The organism is Nitrobacter vulgaris (assembly GCF_002028545.1).
Taxonomy (GTDB): Bacteria; Pseudomonadota; Alphaproteobacteria; order Rhizobiales; family Xanthobacteraceae; genus Nitrobacter; species Nitrobacter vulgaris.
This window is the reverse complement of record NZ_MWPQ01000055.1, coordinates 94,451-117,825: the sequence shown is the minus strand read 5'-3', so window position 1 is coordinate 117,825 and position 23,375 is coordinate 94,451. Positions and strand designations below refer to the sequence as shown.

The 23,375-nt window shown below is 59.9% G+C and carries 22 protein-coding genes; 12 read left to right on the top strand and 10 right to left on the bottom strand.

Features of this window, described 5'->3' with window-relative positions:
- The first annotated feature begins 61 nt into the window (after positions 1-61).
- Positions 62-2,398, top strand: a complete 2,337-nt coding sequence (gene metE / locus B2M20_RS16335) for a 5-methyltetrahydropteroyltriglutamate--homocysteine S-methyltransferase (protein ID WP_079448083.1) — start codon at positions 62-64, stop codon at positions 2,396-2,398.
- Positions 2,399-2,636: 238 nt separating this feature from the next.
- Positions 2,637-4,286, top strand: coding sequence for an autotransporter family protein (locus B2M20_RS16330; RefSeq protein WP_338013179.1), 1,650 nt, complete (start codon positions 2,637-2,639; stop codon positions 4,284-4,286).
- Between the two features lie 195 nt (positions 4,287-4,481).
- On the opposite strand, the gene B2M20_RS16325 is transcribed toward B2M20_RS16330, so the two are convergent.
- A complete protein-coding gene (locus B2M20_RS16325) occupies positions 4,482-4,724 on the bottom strand; it encodes a hypothetical protein (RefSeq protein WP_244553563.1) in 243 nt (80 codons plus the stop codon).
- A 303-nt stretch (positions 4,725-5,027) separates the two neighbouring features.
- On the opposite strand from B2M20_RS16325, the gene B2M20_RS16320 reads away from it, so the two are divergent.
- Positions 5,028-5,297, top strand: coding sequence for a hypothetical protein (locus B2M20_RS16320; protein WP_079448081.1), 270 nt, complete (start codon positions 5,028-5,030; stop codon positions 5,295-5,297).
- A gap of 443 nt (positions 5,298-5,740) precedes the next feature.
- On the opposite strand, the gene B2M20_RS16315 is transcribed toward B2M20_RS16320, so the two are convergent.
- Complete coding sequence (locus B2M20_RS16315) at positions 5,741-5,980, bottom strand: hypothetical protein (RefSeq protein ID WP_079448080.1); 240 nt, start codon at positions 5,978-5,980, stop codon at positions 5,741-5,743.
- A 790-nt stretch (positions 5,981-6,770) separates the two neighbouring features.
- Here B2M20_RS16315 and dusA point away from each other — a divergent pair.
- Positions 6,771-7,862, top strand: a complete 1,092-nt coding sequence (gene dusA / locus B2M20_RS16310; protein ID WP_079448079.1) for a tRNA dihydrouridine(20/20a) synthase DusA — start codon at positions 6,771-6,773, stop codon at positions 7,860-7,862.
- A 168-nt stretch (positions 7,863-8,030) separates the two neighbouring features.
- Here dusA and B2M20_RS16305 read toward each other — a convergent pair whose 3' ends face one another.
- The 4 genes from B2M20_RS16305 to B2M20_RS16290 all read right to left on the bottom strand — a co-directional run bounded on the left by B2M20_RS16305 (position 8,031) and on the right by B2M20_RS16290 (position 11,214).
- Positions 8,031-9,047 carry an FAD:protein FMN transferase gene (locus B2M20_RS16305; RefSeq protein ID WP_079448078.1) on the bottom strand — a complete coding sequence of 339 codons (1,017 nt, stop codon included), beginning with the start codon at positions 9,045-9,047 and terminating at the stop codon, positions 8,031-8,033.
- A gap of 8 nt (positions 9,048-9,055) precedes the next feature.
- Positions 9,056-9,865, bottom strand: a complete 810-nt coding sequence (locus tag B2M20_RS16300; protein WP_079448077.1) for a DUF4198 domain-containing protein — start codon at positions 9,863-9,865, stop codon at positions 9,056-9,058.
- Between the two features lie 163 nt (positions 9,866-10,028).
- Positions 10,029-10,541 carry a DUF2271 domain-containing protein gene (locus B2M20_RS16295; RefSeq protein ID WP_079448076.1) on the bottom strand — a complete coding sequence of 171 codons (513 nt, stop codon included), beginning with the start codon at positions 10,539-10,541 and terminating at the stop codon, positions 10,029-10,031.
- 10 nt (positions 10,542-10,551) lie between these two features.
- The gene (locus tag B2M20_RS16290; protein WP_079448075.1) at positions 10,552-11,214 is read right to left on the bottom strand and encodes a PepSY-associated TM helix domain-containing protein; all 663 of its coding nucleotides are present in this window, start codon (positions 11,212-11,214) and stop codon (positions 10,552-10,554) included.
- A gap of 495 nt (positions 11,215-11,709) precedes the next feature.
- On the opposite strand from B2M20_RS16290, the gene htpG reads away from it, so the two are divergent.
- Positions 11,710-13,623: a molecular chaperone HtpG gene (gene htpG, locus B2M20_RS16285; RefSeq protein ID WP_079448074.1), complete on the top strand. Its 1,914-nt coding sequence runs from the start codon at positions 11,710-11,712 to the stop codon at positions 13,621-13,623.
- Positions 13,624-13,756: 133 nt separating this feature from the next.
- Here htpG and B2M20_RS16280 read toward each other — a convergent pair whose 3' ends face one another.
- Positions 13,757-14,137 (bottom strand): DUF488 domain-containing protein, encoded by a 381-nt coding sequence (locus B2M20_RS16280; RefSeq protein ID WP_079448073.1) that lies wholly within the window; start codon positions 14,135-14,137, stop codon positions 13,757-13,759.
- 6 nt (positions 14,138-14,143) lie between these two features.
- Positions 14,144-14,482: a ferredoxin FdxA gene (gene fdxA / locus B2M20_RS16275; protein WP_079448139.1), complete on the bottom strand. Its 339-nt coding sequence runs from the start codon at positions 14,480-14,482 to the stop codon at positions 14,144-14,146.
- 391 nt (positions 14,483-14,873) lie between these two features.
- On the opposite strand from fdxA, the gene B2M20_RS16270 reads away from it, so the two are divergent.
- The 7 genes from B2M20_RS16270 to B2M20_RS16240 all read left to right on the top strand — a co-directional run bounded on the left by B2M20_RS16270 (position 14,874) and on the right by B2M20_RS16240 (position 20,504).
- On the top strand, positions 14,874-15,197 hold the full coding sequence (locus tag B2M20_RS16270) for a 4a-hydroxytetrahydrobiopterin dehydratase (protein WP_274533976.1): 324 nt from the start codon (positions 14,874-14,876) through the stop codon (positions 15,195-15,197).
- A 96-nt stretch (positions 15,198-15,293) separates the two neighbouring features.
- Positions 15,294-15,671 (top strand): YkvA family protein, encoded by a 378-nt coding sequence (locus tag B2M20_RS16265; protein WP_079448138.1) that lies wholly within the window; start codon positions 15,294-15,296, stop codon positions 15,669-15,671.
- Positions 15,672-15,930: 259 nt separating this feature from the next.
- A complete protein-coding gene (locus B2M20_RS16260; protein ID WP_079448071.1) occupies positions 15,931-16,479 on the top strand; it encodes an invasion associated locus B family protein in 549 nt (182 codons plus the stop codon).
- Positions 16,480-16,542: 63 nt separating this feature from the next.
- Positions 16,543-17,814, top strand: a complete 1,272-nt coding sequence (gene rlmN, locus B2M20_RS16255; protein ID WP_244553567.1) for a dual-specificity RNA methyltransferase RlmN — start codon at positions 16,543-16,545, stop codon at positions 17,812-17,814.
- 68 nt (positions 17,815-17,882) lie between these two features.
- Positions 17,883-18,359 carry a hypothetical protein gene (locus B2M20_RS16250; protein ID WP_079448070.1) on the top strand — a complete coding sequence of 159 codons (477 nt, stop codon included), beginning with the start codon at positions 17,883-17,885 and terminating at the stop codon, positions 18,357-18,359.
- 47 nt (positions 18,360-18,406) lie between these two features.
- A complete protein-coding gene (locus tag B2M20_RS16245; protein ID WP_079448069.1) occupies positions 18,407-19,195 on the top strand; it encodes a phosphatase PAP2 family protein in 789 nt (262 codons plus the stop codon).
- Positions 19,196-19,274: 79 nt separating this feature from the next.
- A complete protein-coding gene (locus B2M20_RS16240; RefSeq protein WP_079448068.1) occupies positions 19,275-20,504 on the top strand; it encodes an argininosuccinate synthase in 1,230 nt (409 codons plus the stop codon).
- Positions 20,505-20,610: 106 nt separating this feature from the next.
- Here B2M20_RS16240 and B2M20_RS20710 read toward each other — a convergent pair whose 3' ends face one another.
- Together B2M20_RS20710 and B2M20_RS20705 are read right to left on the bottom strand one after the other, a co-directional pair.
- On the bottom strand, positions 20,611-21,780 hold the full coding sequence (locus tag B2M20_RS20710) for an OmpA family protein (protein ID WP_338013178.1): 1,170 nt from the start codon (positions 21,778-21,780) through the stop codon (positions 20,611-20,613).
- Positions 21,781-21,949: 169 nt separating this feature from the next.
- Complete coding sequence (locus tag B2M20_RS20705; RefSeq protein ID WP_338013177.1) at positions 21,950-22,642, bottom strand: hypothetical protein; 693 nt, start codon at positions 22,640-22,642, stop codon at positions 21,950-21,952.
- Between the last annotated feature and the right edge of the window lie 733 nt (positions 22,643-23,375).

The following is a 23,375-nucleotide window of genomic DNA, read 5'->3' as shown; positions in this document are numbered from 1 at the left end:
AGCACCCCATGAATCCCATGCCGCGTCGCTAAGGCCCAGCCCCCAACATATGGGGTAAGCCGTGTCAGTTTCCTCTCTTCCTGTTGCTACGCTCGGCACGCCGCGCATCGGTCCGCGCCGTGAACTGAAGATCGCGCTTGAAAGCTACTGGTCGGGCAAGTCCGACGAATCCGCGTTACTTGAAGCGGCAGCCGGATTGCGGGCCGCGAACTGGGCGCGACAGAAGTCGCTCGGCGTCACTGTCATCCCGTCGAACGATTTCACGCTCTACGATCATGTGCTCGACACCAGCGTGATGGTTGGCGCGATCCCGGACATCTACGGATGGAAAAGCGGGCCGGTGCCGCTTGCAACCTACTTCGCGATGGCGCGGGGCGCGCAAGGCGAAGATCACGATTCGAGCTGCACGCATGGTCATCATGGCGACGGTCACGCGCATGGTGCGCCGGCGCAGGAGATGACCAAGTGGTTCGACACCAATTACCACTACATGGTCCCTGAATTCACCAGCGGCCAACGGTTTGAACTCTCGTCGCTCAAGGCCGTCGACGAATATCGCGAGGCCAAGGCACTCGGCTATCAGACAAGGCCGGTGCTGCTCGGTCCCGTCACTTATCTGAAGCTCGGCAAGAGCAAGGACGCGAATTTCGATCCGCTGTCGCTGCTCTCCGGCCTGCTGCCGGTCTATATCGATCTGCTCAAGCGCCTTGCCGCAGAGGGCGCCGCATGGGTGCAACTCGACGAACCCTGTCTTGTTCTCGATCTCGACGATGCGACCCGCAAGGCGTTGCGCGTGACATACGAACAGCTCGCGAGCGCGCTGCCGAAGCTGAAGATCATGCTGACGACCTATTTCGGCGGTCTGGGCGATAATCTCGATACTGCGTTGTCGCTGCCGGTCGCGGGCCTCCACCTCGACCTCGTTCGCGCTCCGGAACAACTCGACATTGTGGTGGCAAAGGCGAGGCAGGATCTGGTCTTGTCCCTCGGCGTGATCGACGGCCGCAATATCTGGCGCGCTAATCTCCCCGTATTGCTCGATCGTCTGGAATTCATGGTCGCCAAACGTGGCATCGATTGCGTGCAGATCGCGCCGTCCTGCTCGCTCCTGCATGTGCCGATCGACGTGGCGCTGGAAGCCGATCTCGATGCCGAGTTGAAGAGCTGGCTCGCGTTTTCGGTGCAAAAGATGGCTGAACTGGCGACGCTGGGTGAAGCCCTGGCCAGCGGCCGCGCGTCGGTTGCCGATGCGGTGGATGCATCCGCGAAGGCCGCGATGGCCCGCAAAATGTCGCCGAAGGTTCACGACGCGAAAGTTGCGGCGCGGATCGCAGCCGTCACCTCGGACATGGCACGGCGCAAGCGCGTGTTTGCAGATCGCGCGAAATTGCAGCGCGAACGCTTCGGCCTGCCGTCGTTCCCGACCACCACGATCGGTTCGTTCCCGCAGACCGCCGAGGTTCGAAAGGCGCGTTCGGCGCACGCCAAGGGGGCATTGAGCGACGCCGACTACGAGACGTTCCTGCGGGAGGAGACGGCACGAACCATCCGCTGGCAGGAAGACATCGGCCTCGACGTGCTCGTGCACGGCGAGTTCGAACGCAACGACATGGTGCAGTATTTCGGCGAGCAGCTGTCCGGATTCGCTTTCACCAGGTATGGCTGGGTGCAGAGCTACGGCTCGCGCTGCGTTCGTCCGCCGATCCTGTTCGGCGACGTGTCCCGGCCCAAACCGATGACCGTCGGCTGGTGGAAATACGCGCAATCCCTGACGCCGAAGCCGATGAAGGGCATGCTCACCGGTCCCGTCACTATTCTCAACTGGTCGTTCGTACGCGATGACGTGCCGCGTCGTCTCGCCTGCCGGCAGATTGCACTTGCTATCCGCGACGAGGTCGCGGACCTGGAGGCAGCCGGAGCGTCGATGATCCAGATCGACGAGGCCGCGCTGCGCGAAGGGCTGCCGCTGCGCCGGTCCGAATGGAAGATATATCTCGACTGGGCTGTCGAATGTTTCCGTCTGTGTGCGAGCGGCGTCGCCGACGCAACGCAGGTTCACACGCACATGTGCTACTCGGAGTTCAACGACATCATCGACGCGATCGCGGCGATGGATGCTGATGTCATCTCGATCGAGACGTCGCGCTCCAAGATGGAGCTGCTCGACGCCTTCAAGACCTACAAATACCCGAACGAGATCGGTCCCGGCGTCTACGACATTCACTCACCGCGGGTGCCTGCGGTTGATGAGATGACCGGCCTGCTCAAACTTGCACGCCAGCGCCTTTCCGACAGGCAGATCTGGATCAATCCGGATTGCGGGTTGAAGACCCGCAAGTGGGAAGAGGTCAGGCCGGCGCTTGTCAACATGGTGGAGGCGGCGAGGCTGATGCGTTAACGCGCGGGCCGCGGACGATCGGCTGCGCCGAACGCGCATATATAGGGAGAGAGATGTGCCCGGCCGTCTCTCTCCCGGCGGTTACGACGTGTGCGCTCCGTGTGCAGTGAGCGATCGAAAATGCGGGAAACCTCGTATGAAGACGAAGAATTGAGCGTACTCGGCGAGACCTGACGATCTGAATGCACAAGACAATGCAGGCACAACGGTCGCGAATGCTATCACGAGTAATGGCGGATTGATCCAAAACAACGCCGATACGCTAACCCTGTCGGGGAGTAACACCTATACCGGCACGACGACAGTGAACGCCGGCACACTCTCGGTGAACGGTTCGATCGTATCGTCGTCGCTGACGACGGTGAATGCAGGCGGCACGCTGGGCGGCAACGGCATCGTCGGCAACACCACAATCAATGGCGGCACGCTGTCGCCGGGCAATTCGATCGGCACGCTGACGGTAGCTGGTAATCTCGTGCTGACTGCGGCGTCGACCTACATGGTCGAAGTGTCGCCAACCGCGTCAGACTTCACTCATGTGACCGGTTCGGCGACGCTGGGTGGAGCGACCGTGGCGGCGCAGTTCGCTCCCGGCGCATACGTCGCGAAACGCTACACCATTCTCACCGCCGATGGCGGCGTCAGCGGCACGTTTTCAGGCCCGGTGAACACCAACCTGCCGACCAACTTCAAGAGCTCGCTGGCTCATGACGGCAACAATGCCTATCTCGATCTGACTTTGGATTTTGTCCTGCCCAGCGGTCTCAATCGCAATCAACAAGCGGTTGCGACCACGCTGACCAACTTCTTCAACAGCACCGGCGAGACTCCGTTGGCGTTCGGCGCGCTGTCGCCGCAGGGGTTGACGCAGGTTTCCGGCGAACTGGGTACCGGCACTCAGCAGGCGACATTCAACGCGATGAACCTGTTCATGGGCGTGATGACCGACCCGTTCATGGCCGGACGTGGCGGCGATGGCGCATCATTCATTCCGACGGCCTATGCGGACGATACCACCGCACTCGGCTATGCCGCCAACGGGAAGACGCGCAGCGCTTCGGAGCGCGATGCCTATGCCGCGATTTACCGCAAGGCGCCTCCGTTGGCGCCGACCTTCGGTCAACGCTGGAGCGTTTGGGCGGCGGGCTTTGGAGGTTCGCAGACCACCGACGGCAACAGCGTTGTCGGCTCTAACACCGCGACCAGCAGTGTTTATGGTGGCGTCGTCGGCGCCGATTACCGAGTATCGCCGGATACGATGTTTGGCTTTGCAATGGCCGGCGGCGGAACCCAATTCCGCGTCGACAACGGGTTCGGCACGGGGCGCTCCGATCTATTCCAGGTCGGTGTCGATGCGCGTCACCGTATCGGAAATGCCTATTTCAGCGGCGCGCTGGCCTATGGTTGGCAGAACGTCACCACGGATCGCATCGTGATGGCGAATGGCATCGAGCGGCTGCGTGCGAATTTTAACGCCAATGCTTTCTCAGGGCGCCTCGAAGGCGGCTACCGCATTGCCACCCCATTGGCGGGCATCACGCCCTATGCCGCGGGGCAGTTCACCAGCTACGATCTGCCGGCCTATGCCGAGCAGGGCGGCGGCGGCAATCTGTTCGCGCTCACCGATGCTATCTTCACATTGCGTGGCCGCGCGGCCTGGGCTCATAATTTCGGCACCAATCCCTCGATCTCAGCGACGTTCCAGTCGCTGCCCGGCGCGTCGTTTGTCGTCAACGGCGCGGCGCAACCCGCCAACGTTGCACTGGTAACGGCTGCCGCTGAAATGAGCTGGGCCAACGGCTTCGCGGTCGCCGGCACCTTTGAAGGCGAGTTCGCCAACACGGTCGAGAGTTATGCCGGAAAAGCGGTGCTAAGGTACTCTTGGTAAGCGGCATCGTTTCAGAAGCCGTATCTGAAGAGGGGGGCGCTTTCTAAACACCCTCGAACTCGGCTTTCGATCGCGCCAAGGCCAGGGTGGCCAGAAGCAATCGGCTCATGGGAACGATGATCGATCAGGCAACCATGATAAGCGAACCAACGATGGGCGCCGCTTGATAGGCTGTGCCCCCCACAATCACGAGGGCTATTCCGGCTGGAAGCAGAATGCCGCCGAAAATGTGAAGCCAGCCCTGAATCCGGGCCAGCGTTGTTCTGTCTGCGGCCGGATCATCCTGTAGCAGAGGCCGAACAGAAACAGCAGGACGCCGCCGACTAGGTTGAGGTGGGCATGAGCCGGCGCAAGGACGAAGTTCTGCTGGATCCCCATTGCGATGCGAGCAATCATGCCTACAAGAAAATCACGACACTGGCGTAATCGTTCGCTCATTCACAAACTAACTTATCTCTTCATCAGGCGTCGTCCAAACCGATCTATATCAATCGGCCCACGAAGCGCCGGCAAGCCTTCGGCCGATTCTTGATAGATAGACTTTCGCTGCGAGCCACCGCCCGTCGAAACGGTCCCAAAAACTGAATCGTGTCTGGCGGTGCGAGTCCACAGACGCGCCACGATCCGTCGCCTTGTGCTCGCCTGCCAATTGCATGAAAAACTTAGGTTCTGATACAAATATTGCAGCTCGTGAATTTTTGGTAGCGTCATTCGTTGGCATTTTCCCGTGGAGATTGAGAAATGGACTTTGAAATGGTTTTCGCAGCCGCATTGCTCACTGACGACATACTCGCTGCAATTCATGACCTGCATGCCTACGCAAACGGCGGTGGAACGTCCATTAGCCGTAACAGACTTCGCGAAATCGTCGATAAATACGTGACCTATGACGAGAAGGATTTTGCAGAACTTCGCAGGGATGTGGATTGGAGCGCTGTTGTATCGTATTGGCGCGAAGCGGTCGCGCACATGGAAGAGGCGATCAAGGGAGAAGTTCCCGTGTACAAATAAGTCTCGGGACAAATTCGAAAGTGCGCCATTTCGCGCGAAGCGGTCGATTGCGCCGGCGCAAATGCTACGAGACGAGATGCCGAGCAATGGCGTGAGCTAAGGGGCATATCGATGCAGTGGAAGCAGTACCGACGACGCTGACAGCGGTGAGTTCGCGAGTGCGGTCTTGCTAAAAGTATGGTGAACCGCCAAGGGATCATCGGCACTTTAAACGGCGCGCGACGTGCTGCTCTGCTCGCGTTCGCGTGCTATCAGGATAGACGCCGTGAATCACCCTACCTATATCGCAGTGCCTCACAACGTAATCTGCTTGCAAGCGTCCCAACTTCGTTGAAGGGCGATTCCCGTGAACACGGTGGGGCCGATACGGCAGTTAACCCATTCACTCTTTGGTGCCCTGGTTCGTCCGTGCTGGCAACCCGCGAACATGTTCGCGGTCCGCTTCATCCGATCTCAGATGACTGACTCGGGCTATGGATGCGTTCGGCAAGTTCGTGCAGGCATTCCACCGCGTGGCTACGTTCCACACCTTGCAAAGTGGTCAACCAATCTTCAACGGCGCACATCACACCGAATGAAACTTCGTGGTCCGAGAACTTCTCGAAGCTCTGCAACTTGCTCAGAAATAGCTTCGTTTGATCTTCAACGATCTCTGAGTTCCAAACGATATCTGAGTTCCGCATAGCATTCTTCCTTTTGGGTCGACTCGATTGTTACTTCAAAAGGCAAACGTGGCAGAACAATAGCGATGAAGTCGATGAATGACTCACGAAATATTACCCGAGTATCCTTTCTATGTAGCAGAGTTGTGCAACGATTTGGTTAAGTGCTCGTTCCATCTGGATCTGGAATCTCTTTAGCGTTTCAAACACAATGCTCCTAGTCGCGAACTATGCGCTTCCTCCTGTTCAGCGCAAGCCGACGAAGAAATAGAAAACCTGTGCCGGGAACGTTGTGGCGGTGAGCGCTCGTTTTGCCGCCTTCGTCGTTCAGATGGCGTTTGGCGCCTGTTGGATCGTTGCTCTGAGAGAGAGAACCTGCCTGATCGGGACTGCCGGCCCGGTACCAACACTGGGGGGATGGACCGGCAGCCCCTAGCCGGACGCCTCCCGGCTCTCCGATCATATTCGAAAGATCACCAGAGAATCCATGCGACGATCCGTCATCTTGGCGGCGATGGTTCGTGATGACGGCCGCGCAACTGCGCGGCGCTGCATACTTCAAGGCGATGTCTGCGGCGACCTGTCAGTGTCACGATGGCCCCGCGATACAACATCCGTAGGGATGTTGTGATGATGTCGGTGCAATCCATGTTCGCAATGCGGCAGGTCTGATCGACCGCAGCACCTGAGTTTTCGTTTTACCGATTTCCTTCCGCGACATGGCGATGTACTTGTCGATTGCATCGCCCAGCGTGGAATGCGTTCAAGTCCACAGCGCTTCTTCATCCGCGCCTGTAAGATATTGGTTAGAATGAAAAAACCCGCAAAAAGATACGAATCCATATTTAGTGTCGCCCCGATGATGGAGTGGACCGATCGGCATTGCCGCGTGTTCCATCGCCTGCTCGCGCGCAAGGCGCGGCTCTATACCGAAATGCTCACGACCGGCGCGGTGATTCATGGCGCGCGCGATCGGTTGCTTGGGTTCAGCGACGTCGAACACCCGGTCGCGCTCCAGCTTGGCGGATCGAATCCGGTTGATCTCACTACTTCAGCAAAGATCGGCGAGGATTTCGGTTACGACGAAATCAATCTGAATGTCGGCTGCCCGTCAGACCGGGTGAAGGACGGCCGGTTCGGGGCTTGTTTGATGGCTGAGCCGGACGTCGTTGCCGAGACTGTCAACGCCATGAAACGCGCAGTGTCTATTCCGGTCACCGTGAAGTGCAGAATCGGAATCGACAACCAGGATCCGGAAACAGGCCTTGACACATTCGCGCGCAAGGTCAACGACGCCGGCGTCGATGCGCTGATCGTCCACGCGCGGAAAGCCTGGCTCCAGGGATTATCTCCGAAGGAAAACCGTGATATCCCGCCGCTCGATTATGACAGGGTTTACCGGTTGAAGGCCTCGCTTCCCGACCTGCCTATCATTGTCAACGGTGGCATCGGCGGGATCTCGGAAGCGAAACAACATCTGGCGCATGCCGATGGCGTCATGCTGGGTCGCGCCGCCTATCACGAGCCGCGGCTTCTGCTGAAAGTCGATACCGAGCTCTTCGGCGAGGCAGCTCTGTACGCGACGATGAAGCGTGCGCTGGAGGCCATGATACCCTACATCGAAGATCAACTGGCAGGCGGCGCGCGGTTGCATTCCATCACCCGGCATCTTGTCGGCGCGTTTCATGGCGTGCCAGGGGGGCGAGCGTTTCGACGCTATCTTGCCGAGAACGCTGTGAAGGCCGATGCCGGTGTCGATATTCTGCGGGAGGCGATTGCGCTGGTGGATGAGCTTCCGGCGTATTCCGTAAACGTGGATAGCTCGGGGCCGGAACGCGCTGCTCAGAGCGCGCGCACGATCAGGACCATCACCAGCACGCCGAAGCTCGCCACGTCGGCATAGCTGGTCCGACATAAAGCGGAAGGAATACTCTTCGGGCGACTGCGAGGCTCTCGGCCTGCCGAACGAAAAATCGGAATCTTTATCCGCGCGACATGCCGCTACGTCGCGTTCGAGAAGTATGACCACGTTTATATTCCAGGTTCGTCAACAAAGGCGGCGATCTGACGATTACGCCAGCATGGCATCGAGAGCCGGTGTGGTCAGTTCAGTGACGGCATCGCCGTGCCTAAAGAGGACAAGCGCCGCAAGCTCGTGCTTGACGGCGAAATCGACACCGGCGTCCGGTCCCAGCACCATCAGCGCCGTGGCGTAGCCATCCGCTTCCATGCACGAGCGATGCAGGACCGTCGCAGTCATCATGCCGTTAGCGATCGGCCATCCGGTTCGCGGATCCAGGGTGTGGGAGAAGTGGTCCGCGCCGCGTGTGAAACCGCGTTCGCATCCGGACGTCGCGATCGCAAGCTGGTGCAATGCGACCAGAATCGGTTCGGCGGCGACATCGGTCGTCGACCGCTCCGGTCGGTCGATCTCGACCCACCACGGGCTGCCGTCCGGTTTGACGCCGTTGCCCCGCAATTCGCCGCCGATCTCTACCAATGCGTTGTGAATCCCAAGCTCGCCCAACGTTTCCGCCACCAGATCGACCGCAAATCCTTTGGCGATGCCACAGAGATCAAGCGGTCCGCAATTGGATCGCCGCAGGCGTCGGGCGCTGGTATCGAGGTCAAGCTGTTGCCATCCGCATTCTCGGTGGCGTCGAGCAACCTCATCCGGCGGTGGTGGCGAGACGCGCGAGCCGCTCGGGCCAAAACCCCAGAGATCGACCAGCGCTCCCATGGTGGGATCGTAGGCGCCGCCGGATTCCGCCGCGATGCGCAGCGCGCTCGCCATGACGCGGCCGAACTCCAGTGGCAGATTCTGCCATTGGTTCAGCGCCAAGCGGTTAAACCGGCTGATGTCGGACTGGCTTTCCCACGGGCTCATCTGCGCGATCACGCGCTCGAGGGCCAGCGGAATCATCCGATGCACCGTTTGCACGCTGGTCGACGAGCCAACAAACTTGACCGACCAGGTGGTGCCCATGGTCGAGCCGGCCAGCTCTCGGATGCGCTCGCCCGCAGGTGCAGCGTGCGGCATCTCCGGGATTGTCGGGATAGCCACACGCCGCGTGATCGACACCGTCATTGGCGTGGTTACTGCGGCAGCACTTCGACCGTGGTGATGTAAGTGCTGCGGCGCTGGGCGTCCTTGATCTTGCTCTTGTCGTCTTGCACTGATGCTTTCATCCAGTAGAAACCGGGATCCGGGAAGGTGATGCTGAAGGTGCCGGTCTCGTCGGTCGTTGCCTTGCTCTCGTTCAGTGTATCGCGATAGCGGATTCCGCCGGGAACAATTTCCACCGCTACACCAGTGGCGGGCTGGCCGTCCATTACGAGACGGAACGTCGCCTTCTCTCCAACCATCAGACTGTTCGGATGCGTCACCGGGATCATCTCGAGTCCGACGCCGGTTGGTTTCAGTGTGTCAACTGAGGGCTTCCCCGATGTAACGAAGGATTCGATTCGGCTGCGGTTTTCCGTGACCTTTACGTCGGTCGCCTTGGCGGGAATGGCCTTGGCTAGTTCGTCAGGCTTGCCGCGCCAGCGCTTGTTCTCTCCGTCCAGTTTATAGCTGGCGAACAGACCCTGCTGGGTCAACATCAATTTGTAGGTGCCGGGTTGCGCCAGTTTGAAATCGAAGGTGTTGCGGAAGTGGCCTTTAGTCAGATTCTCCGGCGCGACGGCTTTGCCGTCGGGGCCCTCGATCGTCAGGTTGTCGAGCGGCAACGGGTTATGCTCAAAATAGAAGAGGTCGTTGGAGATGGCGCCATCGACCGTGACCCAGAGGTCAGGGCCGGACAGCACGGTTGCCGATGGCAGCAGCCAGGGGCGGTGAGCCTGCGCGGGCAGGGCAAGCAGCGAGACCGCCGCAGCGATCAATGCGAACTTGAGGTGGTTGGTCATGGCGAAATCCTTTCCATGAAAGCTGTGAAAGCGATAAATGCACGGCGTCTTCGTAGGCGCGGATCAGAGCGTTTTCGAACGACGTGAATACCGGCTCTCGTGAAGAAAACGCGTCAGATCGAATTGAGAAATTTCGCTTCTGATTTCATCAGAAGCGAAAGCTCTATGGATTCAATTTCAATGTGACCGTGCCAAGCTCACGTTCACCCTTGGCTTCGCTGGTTGCCGGGGCTTTCGGCGGCCATTCGAATGGGATTTTCAGCAGCTCACGGCCGCCGACTTCGCGAGCGGCCTCGATGACGAGCTGGTATTTGCCGGGGGTCAGTCCTTCGAGCGGTTTGCCGGCGCTATCAAACTTGATCTGATGGGTACCGGGCGCGCGGGTTGGACTGGACAATCCATCGACGGGCATCGTCAGTTCGCGGCCCGAGCGGCGCCACCACTGCCGCATGTCCTTGAGCCACTTCGTACCCTCGTTTTTCTTGTGGTTGACGTCGTACCACACGGCGAGGTTGGTGATCTTGCCGCCGTCTGCCTGTTCCACCCACATGGCGATGTAAGGCTTATGGTACTCGGCGACGGCGAGCTGGGGAATATCTATGCTGATCGTCGCCTCGGAGGCCAGCGACGAGCCTGCGGCAAGGGTCGAGAGTGCGGCGGAAATCAGGAGACGCATTGTTTACCTTCTAGCCATGAATGAGAAAAACAACGAGCAGGGTCGGAATAATCAGTCCCATGGTCACGACGGGCCAGGTGGCCGGACGTCGTTTGGCATGAAGCTGCAGAAGCAACAGGCCGGTGAGGCAGAAAATGATTGCGGCGGCGGCAAACACGTCGATGAACCAGCTCCACGCCTTGCCCGTGTGGCGACCCTTGTGCAAATCATTGAGATAGGCGATCCAGCCGCGGCTGGTGACCTCATACGACACCGCACCACTGTCGCGCTGGATGCTGAGCCATGCGTCGCCGCCAGGCTGAGGCAGGGCGACATAAACCTCATCGGGCGACCATTCAGTGTCGCGTCCGGCGGTGTTGACGTTGACCTCGCGCCGCAACCACTCGCTGATACTCGGCGGCAGAGCCGCCTTGGTTTCGCCTGGATCAGACGTCAGGTCGGCGATCAGCGCTTGTGGCAGTTGTGCCTGACGCATCGCAACCGCGGGCTTGGATTCGATTTGACCGGCATTGTTCAGCGTAATTCCGGTCAGGGCGAACAGCAACATACCGATCAAACAGAGGCCTGAGCTGATCCAATGCCACTGATAGAGCTGATTAATAAAGAAAGCGCGACGCTTCTTTCGCTGCCAGAGTTCGTTGCCCTCGACAGTCAATCGATCCGGATTGTCCATTTATCTCGTCGCCGGGCCAGAATTCCGCAAATTCAAGAGGCGCGGGCGGCACCCCTCAGGTAGGCGAAAATTGTTTAGCGAAGCCGACCTGGCTTTACTACAGCACAAAATTAGGTTTGTTCTAAACTGAGTGCCCCGTTCCGAGGCGCACGAGTTTCCCCGGACATTGGCTGGCATAGTTTTGTTGCGGTTTGACCATCGAAGAGGGGTTTGATCGAGCCCCTCACCCTTCCCGTCCGGCTGACAGGCCGAGGCTAAGCGCAAGGCGCGACGCACTGGAATGACGCCCGCATTTTTTCTATATCATCCCCGGTTCCGGTTCCAGAATTCGCGTATTCTTTGCAAACCTATGATGTGAACTTCAGTCTCAAAGAGACACCAGCATCTTATCGTGTGAGTGGTTCAGAACTTCGCTTGACCGGATCCGCGGAAACAACAATTTCAAGTTTCTGAATCACGCTGATTTTTGCGTCAAGTTGATCGAGGGTAAACAATATGACTTCGACAATCGACAAGGATGGTGCGGCCGAAAGCCGGGTGTTTGAAGCGGATGTGGCCAAGCTGCTCCAGATGATGGTGCACTCGGTTTATTCCGACAAAGACGTGTTCTTGCGGGAGTTGATTTCGAACGCGGCCGACGCTTGCGAGCGTCTGCGTTATGAAGCGATCAGCGATCCCACATTGCTGGCAGACGAGACCAGGCCGCAGATTTGCATAACCATTGATGCGGAACGGCGGCAACTGACGGTCGAGGACAACGGTATCGGCATGAGCCGGGACGAGATGGTCGACGCCCTCGGAACGATCGCCCGGTCAGGCACTAAGGCTTTCATTGAGCAGGCTCAGGCCGCAGAGTCGGGCGACGGCGTCACTCTGATCGGTCAGTTCGGGGTCGGCTTCTATTCGGCCTTCATGGTGGCGGATCAGGTCGATGTGATCTCACGGCGTGCGGACGCCAAAGAGGCATGGCGCTGGTCATCGGATGGGAAGGGCACATTCACGGTTACGCCTGTGGATGAAAGCGAAGCCCCTGCGAGAGGAACCCGTGTGACGCTTCATCTTACCGAAGACGCCACGGGATATACTGATCGGTTGAAGCTTGAACAAATGATCAGGGAGCAATCGGGTCATGTGCCGGTCCCGATCGCACTTGTCGAGAAGCCCGGCGCCGCTCCGACCGAGATTGCCGATGGCGCGGCGCTTTGGACCAAGCCGCGCGGCGAGATTAACGCTTCCGAATACGCCGATTTCTACCGCAGCGTCGCAGGCCAATTCGACGAACCCGCGCTGACGGTGCATTTCCGCGCCGAGGGACGACAGGAGTTCACGGCGCTCCTGTTCGTACCGCAAAACCGGCCTTTCGATCTGTTCGAGCCGGACAAGAAGCAGCAGCTCAAACTTTACGTGAGGCGCGTTTTTATCACTGACGATGCCGATCTACTGCCCCGCTATCTGCGATTCGTGCGCGGTGTCGTCGACTCGGCGGACCTTCCGCTCAATATCTCGCGCGAAATGATTCAGGAAAGCCCGATCCTGGCCGCAATCAAGAAAAGCATCACCGGCCGTATCCTCAGCGAACTGGAGAAGCTTGCCGACAAAGACGCGGAGGCTTACGGGAAAATCTGGGAGGCCTTCGGTCCGATGTTCAAGGAGGGCATCTACGATGCCGCCGACCGGCGCGACACCATCCTGGGGCTCTCACGCTTCAAGACCACGGCCGGATCGTTGCGAAGCCTCAAGGACTATGTCGGCGCGCTGAAGGAAAATCAGACCTCGATCTACTATCTCGCCGGGCAGGATGCCGCGCGTCTCGAAGCTTCGCCCCATCTGGAGGGCTTTCGCGCCCGCGGCGTGGAGGTCCTGCTGCTGTCCGATCCGGTCGACAGCTTTTGGGTCACGTCTGGACCGAGCTTCGAGGGAAAGCCGTTCAAATCCGTGACGCAGGGAGCGGCGGATCTGGCGGCAATTTCGCGCCTCGACGCGAGCCCCGAGCCTTCGCAGGACGTCAGCGCTGGTGTCGCGGAGTTCCTTGCCTTCCTCAAGACGACACTCGCGGACCTGGTTTCGGACGTTCGCTCGTCCGAGCGTCTCACCGACAGCCCGGTCTGCCTTGTCGCGTCCGAGTCAGGTTATGATCGGCAACTGGAAAAAATTCTCGTCGGTGTTGGACAATTGGCCGGCGTATCCAAGCCGGTGCTCGAGGTGAATCCGCGTCATCCGCTGATCGCTTCGCTGGCAGCGCTCGGGGAAAGTGATAGCGAGTTCAAGGAGGACACCGCGCGAATGCTGCTCGACGACGCGCGCGTTCTCGACGGCGATCGCCCCAGTGATGCACTTGAGTTTTCCAAGCGTCTTGCCCGCATTGTCGAGCGGGGACTGCGTCGTTCGACCGCGGAGGGTAGCGATTGATGGATGCTCGATGTGAGCGATCAAACCTGTAAATGATTGTGCGGCGGGCATGGCTATGGCGTTTCGAGCGAAGCATGTCCTTAGGCTGACCCGAGGATGGAACGGTTCGCGTGAAAAAACGCGTCAGATTCCATCAAGAGGAAAGGCTCGAACTGATACGGCCGAGAAGAACGTCTCTCAAGACCACCGCATTGTTGCGTGTTTCATCGTGAGCCGCAAAGACAAGCGTTATCCGGCCGGCTCGTGCGCAGGCGCGCAGTTCGTCGAGCTCTTCCGGGTGTTCCTGTATCTCATCCGCGTATCGCTGCCGAAATTCCTGCCAGCGGGCGGGATCATGCCCGAACCATTTGCGCAGATCGGTGCTGGGCGCGATGCCTTTTATCCACCGATCGATAGCGGCGTCCGTCTTTCGGAGACCCCTGGGCCATAAGCGATCAACCAGTATCCGCGTGCCATCATCCGTATCGGGAGCCTCATAGGCTCGCTTCACGTTGATGTTCTTGACCGCAAGCACCTTCGCTCAGTCGCCCTGACCGGGATTTGCCGAAAAGTATTGTTCCAGCTTGTCCGCAACGCCGTCGAAAGATTTCGCGTCGGCGGGAGCATCGCGCTTGATCGTAATGTTCGGCCAGACCGCGGCATATTCGGCGTTCAGCTTGAGCCAGTTTTCAAGGTCCGGCTCGGAGTCAGGCTTGATGGCTTCGGCCGGACATTCAGGCTCGCACACGCCGCAGTCGATGCACTCATCAGGATTGATGACGAGCATATTGTCGCCTTCGTAGAAGCAGTCGACCGGACATACCTCTACACAATCCATGTATTTGCATTTGATACAATTTTCGGTGACAACGAAGGTCATCTCCAAGACTCCGCGAAGGCAGGATAGAAGCGCGACGGGCATCGGCGGAAACCTGACGTAAGCGCGATTTCCGCGAATACCCATGCCCGATATAGGTCGTATACCTAAACAAAGACCGCAGCCAAGATGATCATGTCACCCTGCCAGCAGGAACGCTGGCCGACCCGGTGCGGGATTACGACGATATAGGACCGGATCCAATGCCTTCCGGTTGTTCCAGGGCAAGATTTCCGGCGAGGCCGTAATCCAGCACGCTCTTCTTATAAGATACATTGTGAATAGCCCTTATATGCTCGATTCAGCCAGGAAGCAACATTTCATGTAGTTTTTGCGCGTGGCGGGTACCGCTTCGCCCGAAAAACGGGTCAATACGAAGCGAGCGAATGTTCCAATCAAGAAGGAGACAAAAATGGCCAAGCGGCTGTCGGAGGAAGAACAAAGAACAGCGCTCAATGAGCTGTCGGGTTGGTCGCGGGTCGCGGGCCGCGAGGCCATTACGCGTACTTTCACGTTCCGGGATTTCAACGAGGCTTTCGGCTTCATGACGCGTGTCGCGCTGGTTGCCGAAAAGAGCGATCACCATCCGGAGTGGCGTAATGTCTACAAGACGGTGGAGGTCGTGCTCGCGACCCACGACGCCGGCGGCGTCACCGAGCGCGACATCAAGCTCGCCGATGCGATGAACGCGATCGCAAAACAGCCCCAGGGGACGTGAACGGGCCAATGCCGATCTTGCAACGGAGAAACAGAGTTCCCACGTGGTAAAGACGATTTTGGCGAACCGCGCCATGATGTTTCAGGAACCCGGATGATGGCATCGAAACACAGTGTGGGATTTGAGCCAGCCGATCGGCTGGCGCAGGATCGCGACAGCGTGCGCCGGCGGTTCTGGAGCAAGCTGAAGCGCGTCGTGGCTCATGTGCCGTTCGCCGAAGACCTGTTGGCCGCCTACTATTGCGCGTTCGACAAGCAGACGCCGCGTCATGTGCAGGCGTCCCTGCTCGGCGCCATCGCTTACTTCGTCCTGCCGCTTGATTTTGTTCCCGACATGTTGCCGGTGCTCGGCTTCACCGACGATGCCGCGGTGCTTGCGACGGCGATCAGGATTGTGGCTGCGCATATCACGCCAGAGCATCGTGAGGCCGCGCGCGCGGCATTGAAGCGCGGAATAAAGAACGAAGTGGCGTAACCGCCTTGAACAATGCTGCGCTTCATTGCGAAGGCGACGCTTTCGTCGCGGTCGCTATGGATGCGTGATTCCCTCACGCGACCGTGCGCGACTTTATTGTTGCAGCCCAACGAGGCGAGGCAGAGAGCTTGCGAATCGTGACGCAAGCCGCAAGGATGGACCGCCTTCACAAATCAGGCGTTTCCAGTTATTCCCGATGACGTGTGAACCGCGCACGTCAAGCCATCTTCCAGTCACAAATGATGAAGGACGAGATTTGATGATGTCTATGCGGCAATTGCTGACAGTTCTGGTGGGAAGTCTGCTCGCAGGTGGGCTCGGCCTTGCTCCCGCATTCAGCGCACCGACAGCCGGCAGTTCGGAGCCAACGCTGCTCGGACAGTTCGGCGCGTGGGGTGCGTATACCGCGTCGTCTAGTGGCAAGAAGGTGTGCTTCGCTCTCGCCAAACCGACATCCTCAAAGACCAATCCGCCCAATCGGCCGCGCGATCCGGCCTACGCCTTCGTTTCGACCCGGCCGGCCGAGAAAGTGACGAACGAAGTGTCGGTCACGATGGGCTATACACTCAAACCGGGTTCGGAAGCCACGCTCGAGGTCGCCGGTGCGAGCTACGCAATGTACGCCCAGGGCGACGGCATTTGGATCAAGAACGCCGCCGATGAAGACCGGCTGATCGATGCCATGCGCAAGGGCACGGACGCGACCGTCAAGGGCGTGTCTTCCAAGGGAACGCAAACCACGGACGTCTTTTCCCTCAAGGGGCTGTCTCAGGCGCTGGACAAAATCGTGCAGGATTGCAAGCACTAGCGCCGTTACCATTGCAGCATTTGTCGGCTTTTCAGCGGGGCCTGGAAAGCTTATGTCATGCGCATGAATGAGACGCCCGGCAACCTGAGCACTGTGTCGACTGAGATCGCCATCGCCGCGAGCAAACCGGTTGCGCCCGAAACGGCGACCGGTGGCGCTCCTTTGGAGAAAGTCGCGCTTGAAACCTACGTGCCGCCCGCGAAGCCGTCACTGATCGGCCTCACGCGCGCGGAGATTTCCGAACGGCTCGCCACCATCGGCATCCCGCGGGAGCAACAAAGGATGCGGGTGCAGCAGCTCTGGCACTGGATGTATGTCCGCGGCGTCCAAACTTTCGCCGAAATGACCAGTGTGTCGAAAGACCTGCGCGCCGAATTGGAAAAACACGTCACGGTCGATCGGCCCGAAGTGGTTGCCGAACAGATTTCGAGCGATGGAACACGCAAATGGCTGCTGCGGCTGCCGAGCGGTCATGATCTCGAGAAGCCGCATGAAGTCGAATGCGTCTACATTCCTGAGACCGACCGCGGCACGCTGTGCGTATCGTCGCAGGTCGGCTGCACGCTGAACTGTTCCTTTTGCCACACCGGAACCCAGCGCCTGGTGCGCAATCTGACGGCGGGTGAGATCGTTGGCCAGATCATGGTTGCACGCGATCGTTTGAACGACTGGGCCGACCGCGAGACGCCGCACGGCAATCGTCTTGTCACCAACATCGTGATGATGGGAATGGGCGAACCGCTTTATAATTTCGACGCGGTTCGCGATGGGCTTTTGATTGTCGCCGACAATGAAGGCATTGGCATCTCGAAGCGTCGTATCACTTTGTCGACGTCCGGTGTGGTGCCGAACATCGTTCGCGCCGGCGAGGAGATCGGCGTCATGCTGGCGATCTCGCTGCATGCGGTGCGCGACGAGCTGCGCAATGAACTGGTGCCGTTGAACCGCAAATATCCGATCGCCGAACTGATGCAGGCGTGCCGTGATTATCCGGCGGCCTCCAACGCCAAGCGGATCACGTTCGAATATGTGATGCTGAAGGGTGTCAACGATTCGCTCGACGACGCCAAGCGGCTGGTGAAGCTGCTCAAGGGTATCCACGCCAAGATCAACCTGATTCCCTTCAATCCGTGGCCGGGCACGCGTTACGAATGCTCGGACTGGGATCAGATCGAGAAATTTTCCGAATACGTGTTCAATGCCGGGTATTCCTCCCCGGTGCGTACGCCGCGTGGCCGCGACATTCTGGCCGCCTGCGGGCAACTCAAGTCCGAAACCGAGAAGTTGTCGGCTCGTGAGCGTCAGGCGCTTCGTGCCATGGCGATGACGGATTGAGGCATGATCCCGGAACGTGGGAACCGATTTTCGGATAAGATCATGCCCAAAAACCGATTGAGTTTCTCTTGTCCCTGATAGGCCGGCTGTTCGCGATTCTGTTCGGACTCCTCGCGGCGTGCCTCGTTGCGGGCACCATCATTGTGGTGGCGTTGCTGTATCCCGAGTTCAGCAATCTCGATGTCGCACCGCCCAACCCGGATACGCTGGACATCATTCTCGGATTCGGATTCATCTTCGCCAGCGGCTTTGCGTTGCTGCCGGCGATGATCGTGGTCCTCCTCACCGAAGCCTTCTCTATCCGGGGCATACTGGCCTACGCCGTTGGTGGTGCGATTTGTGGTGCGGCCTGTTACCTTGGCCTGATTCCGTTCGATCCTGGGACCATGCATTTTGAAGGCATCGTGCGCCGCCATCTCGAAATCATGACCGGAGCGGGGGTCATCGCCGGCTTCATTTATTGGCTGATCGCGGGGCGGAATGCCGGCGTGTGGCGGAAAGCTCCACGCGATCCGCGGCCTCCGGATTTGCCGTTGCGGACCTGAGCCGCCTTGGCCTTTTCATGCCTGTTGCCGTCGGCTAAACCGCGCTCATGAACCGCGCCGGATTAATCATTGCGCTTGGACTTGCGCTCGTGATCGGGGTCGCGTTCGGGATCCATCCCGAATACGACCTTCACCTCGCGGCGCTGTTTTATGATTCCGCGACCAAGACTTTTCCGCTCAAGTCAGATGCGCTCGCCTCGTTCGCGCGCAATGCCGCGATGTGGGTGGCGTGGGGGTTCGCGGTCCCTGCGATCATCGCGCTGGTCGTCAAGATGTTCCGCCCGGATCGTCCGCTGATGATGTCTGGTCGGGCCGTTGCATTTCTACTCATCACGATGCTGCTCAGCGCAGGAATCCTGACTAACCTGACGTTCAAGAGCTACTGGGGGCGGCCGCGGCCGGTGATGGTGACGGAATTCAATGGCCCCTGGAAATTCATGCCATGGTGGGACCCACGCGGCGAATGCGGCAGAAACTGTTCCTTCTTTTCCGGCGAGGGTGCGACCGCGTTCTGGACCTTGGCGCCGGCGGCGCTGACGCCACCCGTCTGGCGACCGCTGGCCTATGCGGGTGCGATCACGTTCGGCGCAGTTACCAGTGTGCTGCGGATGGCCTTCGGCGGTCATTTCTTCACCGACGTGGCGACGGCGGGTCTGGTGGCATTTCTGGTGATCTGGCTGGTTCATGGCTACATCTACCGCTGGCCATCGACTCGCAAGAGCGACGCAGAGATCGATGCCGCGTTGACCCGCTTCGCCTGGCCCGGCTATCGGGCGCGGCAGCGATGGCGAGGCCGTGATGTCGGCCCCGTACCCGCGCCGGAGAAGCCGGTATGAGTGTTCGGACCTTGCACGGGGTCCGGTTCCGCCTATAGTCCCGCCGAATTTTGTAGTTACAGAAATCCATAGGGTTTTCATGAATAAGAATGTGAAGAAGGTGGTGCTCGCCTATTCGGGCGGGCTCGACACTTCGATTATCCTGAAATGGTTGCAGACCACCTACGGCGCCGAGGTTGTGACCTTCACTGCCGATCTCGGTCAGGGCGAGGAACTGGAGCCCGCTCGCAAGAAGGCGCAGTTGCTCGGAATCAAGGACGAGAATATCTTCATTGAGGATCTGCGTGAGGAATTCGTTCGCGATTATGTATTCCCGATGTTCCGCGCCAATGCGGTCTATGAGGGCCAATATCTGCTCGGCACCTCGATCGCGCGGCCACTGATTGCGAAGAAGCAGATCGAAATCGCCGAGAAGGTCGGCGCTGACGCAGTGTCTCATGGCGCGACTGGCAAGGGCAACGATCAGGTCCGATTCGAACTCGGCTATTATGCGCTGAAGCCTGACATCACCATCATCGCGCCTTGGCGCGAGTGGGACTTGCGCTCGCGCGAGCAACTGATCGCATTCGCCGAACAGCATCAAATTCCGATCGCCAAGGACAAGCGCGGCGAAGCGCCTTTTTCCGTCGATGCCAATCTTCTGCACGCTTCCAGCGAGGGTAAGGTGCTGGAAGATCCGGCGCAGGAGGTGCCGGATTATGTGTATTCGCGCACCATCGACCCGGAGGCCGCGCCGAATCAGCCGACCTACATCACGATCGATTTCGAAAAGGGGGATGCTGTTGCCATCGACGGCATGAAGATGTCTCCCGCCACCTTGCTCGCGAAGCTGAACGAACTCGGTCGCGCCAACGGCATTGGCCGGCTCGATCTGGTCGAGAACCGTTTCGTCGGAATGAAATCGCGCGGCATGTATGAGACGCCGGGCGGAACCATCCTTCTCGTCGCCCATCGCGGCATCGAGCAGATCACGCTGGATCGTGGCGCGGCGCATCTGAAGGACGAATTGATGCCGAAATACGCCGAGCTGATCTACAACGGCTTCTGGTTCTCGCCGGAGCGCGAGATGCTGCAGGCTGCTATCGACCAGAGTCAGCGATACGTCACCGGTCAGGTGCGGCTGAAACTCTACAAGGGCAACGTCATTCTTGTCGGCCGCGACAGCGAATATTCACTGTACGATCAGGACCTCGTCACCTTCGAGGAAGGTGCTGTGGCTTACGATCACCGCGACGCGGCCGGTTTCATCAAGCTCAATGCACTGCGGCTGCGCACGCTCGGCCAGCGCCGGAAGAAGCTGGGGCTGTAGCAATAGGCTTGCCCGCCAACTGTATAGCTGAGCCCGCTGGCGGGTTGTATCATGAAAAAATGGCCGGGACTGTTCCCGGCCATTTTCATTTTAATATTGTCATCGATCAGTCGTGCGGCGGCGGGGACGCCGAGGCCTGCCCGCCGTTCAACAGCGGCGTGATGCGCCGCGCCGTGACGCGCCGGTTCTCCCGAGAGGGACCGTCAGTCTGCACCTTCAGGTTCTGCTCGCCATAGCCCTGCGTTACCAGGTTCTCCGCCGGCACCTGGAATTGCTGCGTCAACAATTCCGCAGCCGATTGCGCTCGGCGATCCGATAGCGACAGGTTGTCCACGTCGTTGCCCACCGCATCGGTGTGGCCTTCGATCAGGAACACCTCGCTCGGATTGCGCGCGATCGCACGATTGATGCCGTCGGCAATCACCTGCAGTTTCGCGGCCTGATCGTCCGGGATATCCCACGATCCGGTCTCGAAATTGATGGTGTCGAGATCGATGCTCGGCATCCGCGCGCGCACCATCGGGCTGTAGCGGACTTCGTCGAGCGTATAAGGACGCTCGATCGATTCCACGGGCGGCGCCATCAAGGTGTCGTAGATCACCTCGGGCGGCGCACCTTCCGCCTCGACAATGTAACGATCCTGCGGAATTCCAATTTGAGGCGGAGGCAGCGATACGAAGTAGCCGCCGATCGCACCTGCCACCATGCCGGCGGCGACGCCTGCAGCGAGCGAACCGCCTCCGCCGCCGTAGCCGCGACGTCCATTGTCGATGATAACCACTTCCTGGCCGCGCTGGTCACGGCGGATTCGTCGCAGCATCCGCCCATCGCGATCGTTGACGGTGATGATCTGCGTGCCGTCTGGTCGCACCACAATGTTGCGAGTGTCGTTGCCGATACGCTCCTGCCGGAAATCCCGCGCGCCGCGACGGAAACGATCACTTTCGTTGTGCTGGATGAACGAACGCCCGCTCGGATCGCGCACGATGACGCGGCCTGGCTCGGTGATGATGGTGCGGCCATCCTGCTGGGTCTCCCGCCGCGCAGACCGGAAATCCTCGATGCGGCGTGGCCCCTGTGACGACGCTCCGGGCGCAACGACCTTGTCGGCGACCGGCGGCGGCGGCGGCAAAGGCGCCGCGACGGTTGGCGGTGCCTGACGGGAGTCGGGCACGCCTGTAGGCCTTGCGGTCCGGCTGCCGGGGGTGGAAGGCTCGGATCCGGCCTTGGTCCCGTTCGGGCTGGTGGTGGTGGCAGGGACTGCCGGAGCGGCCACGGGTGGAGTCGCCGGTGCGGATGGCGGCGAAGCCGGTGCCGCGCGAGGCGACGTTGGGGCAGCGCTTGGCGCTACGGGAGTCGTGCCGGGTGTCGAGGTTGTCTGCGCGGGCGCTACGCCCTTTTGGCGGTCACCGGAAGCTTCAGGTCCGCCTGGATCGCGGCCGGACCTACCACCACGGCCTCGTTCGTCGCGACGCATCGTATTCGGCTCCGCGCCGGCAGGCGGCATCGAGGGCTGCGCGGTCGAAGCAGGGGTCGTCGGTGCGGATTTTGTCGCGGCCGGAGGCGGCGCGCTCTTTGACTGAGATGGCGGTGCGGCGGCTGGGGGCACCGGTGGCTTCGGAGCTGCCGGAGGTGTAGCCGGCTGCGCCGTCGGCGCAGCTTTCGGCGCGGGCGGAGGAGCGGGAGGCGTTGCGTGTTGAGGTGGTGTCGCCGGCCGCGACGGCGCAGCCGTCGGCGGCGTCACATGCGGTGGCGGCGGCGCGGTCGGCCGTACGGTAGCTGGCGGTGGTGGCGCTGGGGGCGGCGCTGCATGGGGCGGGGGAGCCGCGGGTCGCGCAGGTGCGCCGGGCGGCGGGATCGGACGAGCAGGTGCAGCTTTCGGCGGCTCTTTCCGCTTTTCCTTGTCTCCACTCTCGGCCGATGGCGCCGCCTGCGCGAACTGGACCGGTCCGGATTGCGCCTGTGAAGGCGTCGTCATCAGCGAGGAGACAGTGAGAGCCGATGTGGCGAGCAGGACCAAGCGAAAATTCGTCATGACAACTTTTTTCCAAGAGAAGTTTTGGCAACAGACTCAAGCCTGCTGCCAGTGGCAGGAACGCGATCAACCGATAGCGATAAGGCTGCAATGTGGCAGCCATCATGAGCAACGCTCGATTTATTCATGCCTACGGATCAAGTGCACGCGACATCATCGGCCCATATGGATCGAATCTCCATCGCATTCACGTTTGTTCGGCGATTACATCGTGGCGGGAGGTTGCGCTGGCGGCGTCGGAGGACTCCGCGGCGGCAATTCGTCCGGCTGCTGACCGGGTAATTCCTGCGGAGGCGCGGGAGTGTCCGGTTCTTGCCTCGGCGGCGGAATGTCTGGACCTGGCTGGGGACTTCCGGGCGGGTCTTCGCGAGGCGGCTCCGTCGGACGGCCCGGTTTCGGGTGCGGCACTTCCGTCGGTTCATCACCCATCAAGCTCTCCATTCGCGCTCATTGTCCAAGTAGCTAACAACTTCCGCGGTGTGATGTTCCGAGGCCGCGTATTGCAGTCGCAAGTGCTGGTCATGAAACTTACAGGGAGCGTTGGTATGAAGGATTGCGAACATGCTATCGACTTAAGGTTGAGATCAGGCGCTTTACCGCTGCACGCGTGGGCTGTCAGTCGTGCTTGATGAGGATCGCGCGACAGCAGCAGGCCACGGCGATTAGCGTGGGGCTGGCAGTCACAGGGTGAATGGCGATGCTTTCATTCGGATCGCCTGCGTTCGTGCGGCCGACCGCGGATTTTCTGACCTGCACTGAAACGGCCCAGACAACGTGTGCGGCGTCGCCCGGCGACGAATCCGGTATCGTGCTATGAGTACTTTTGGCTCATGGAG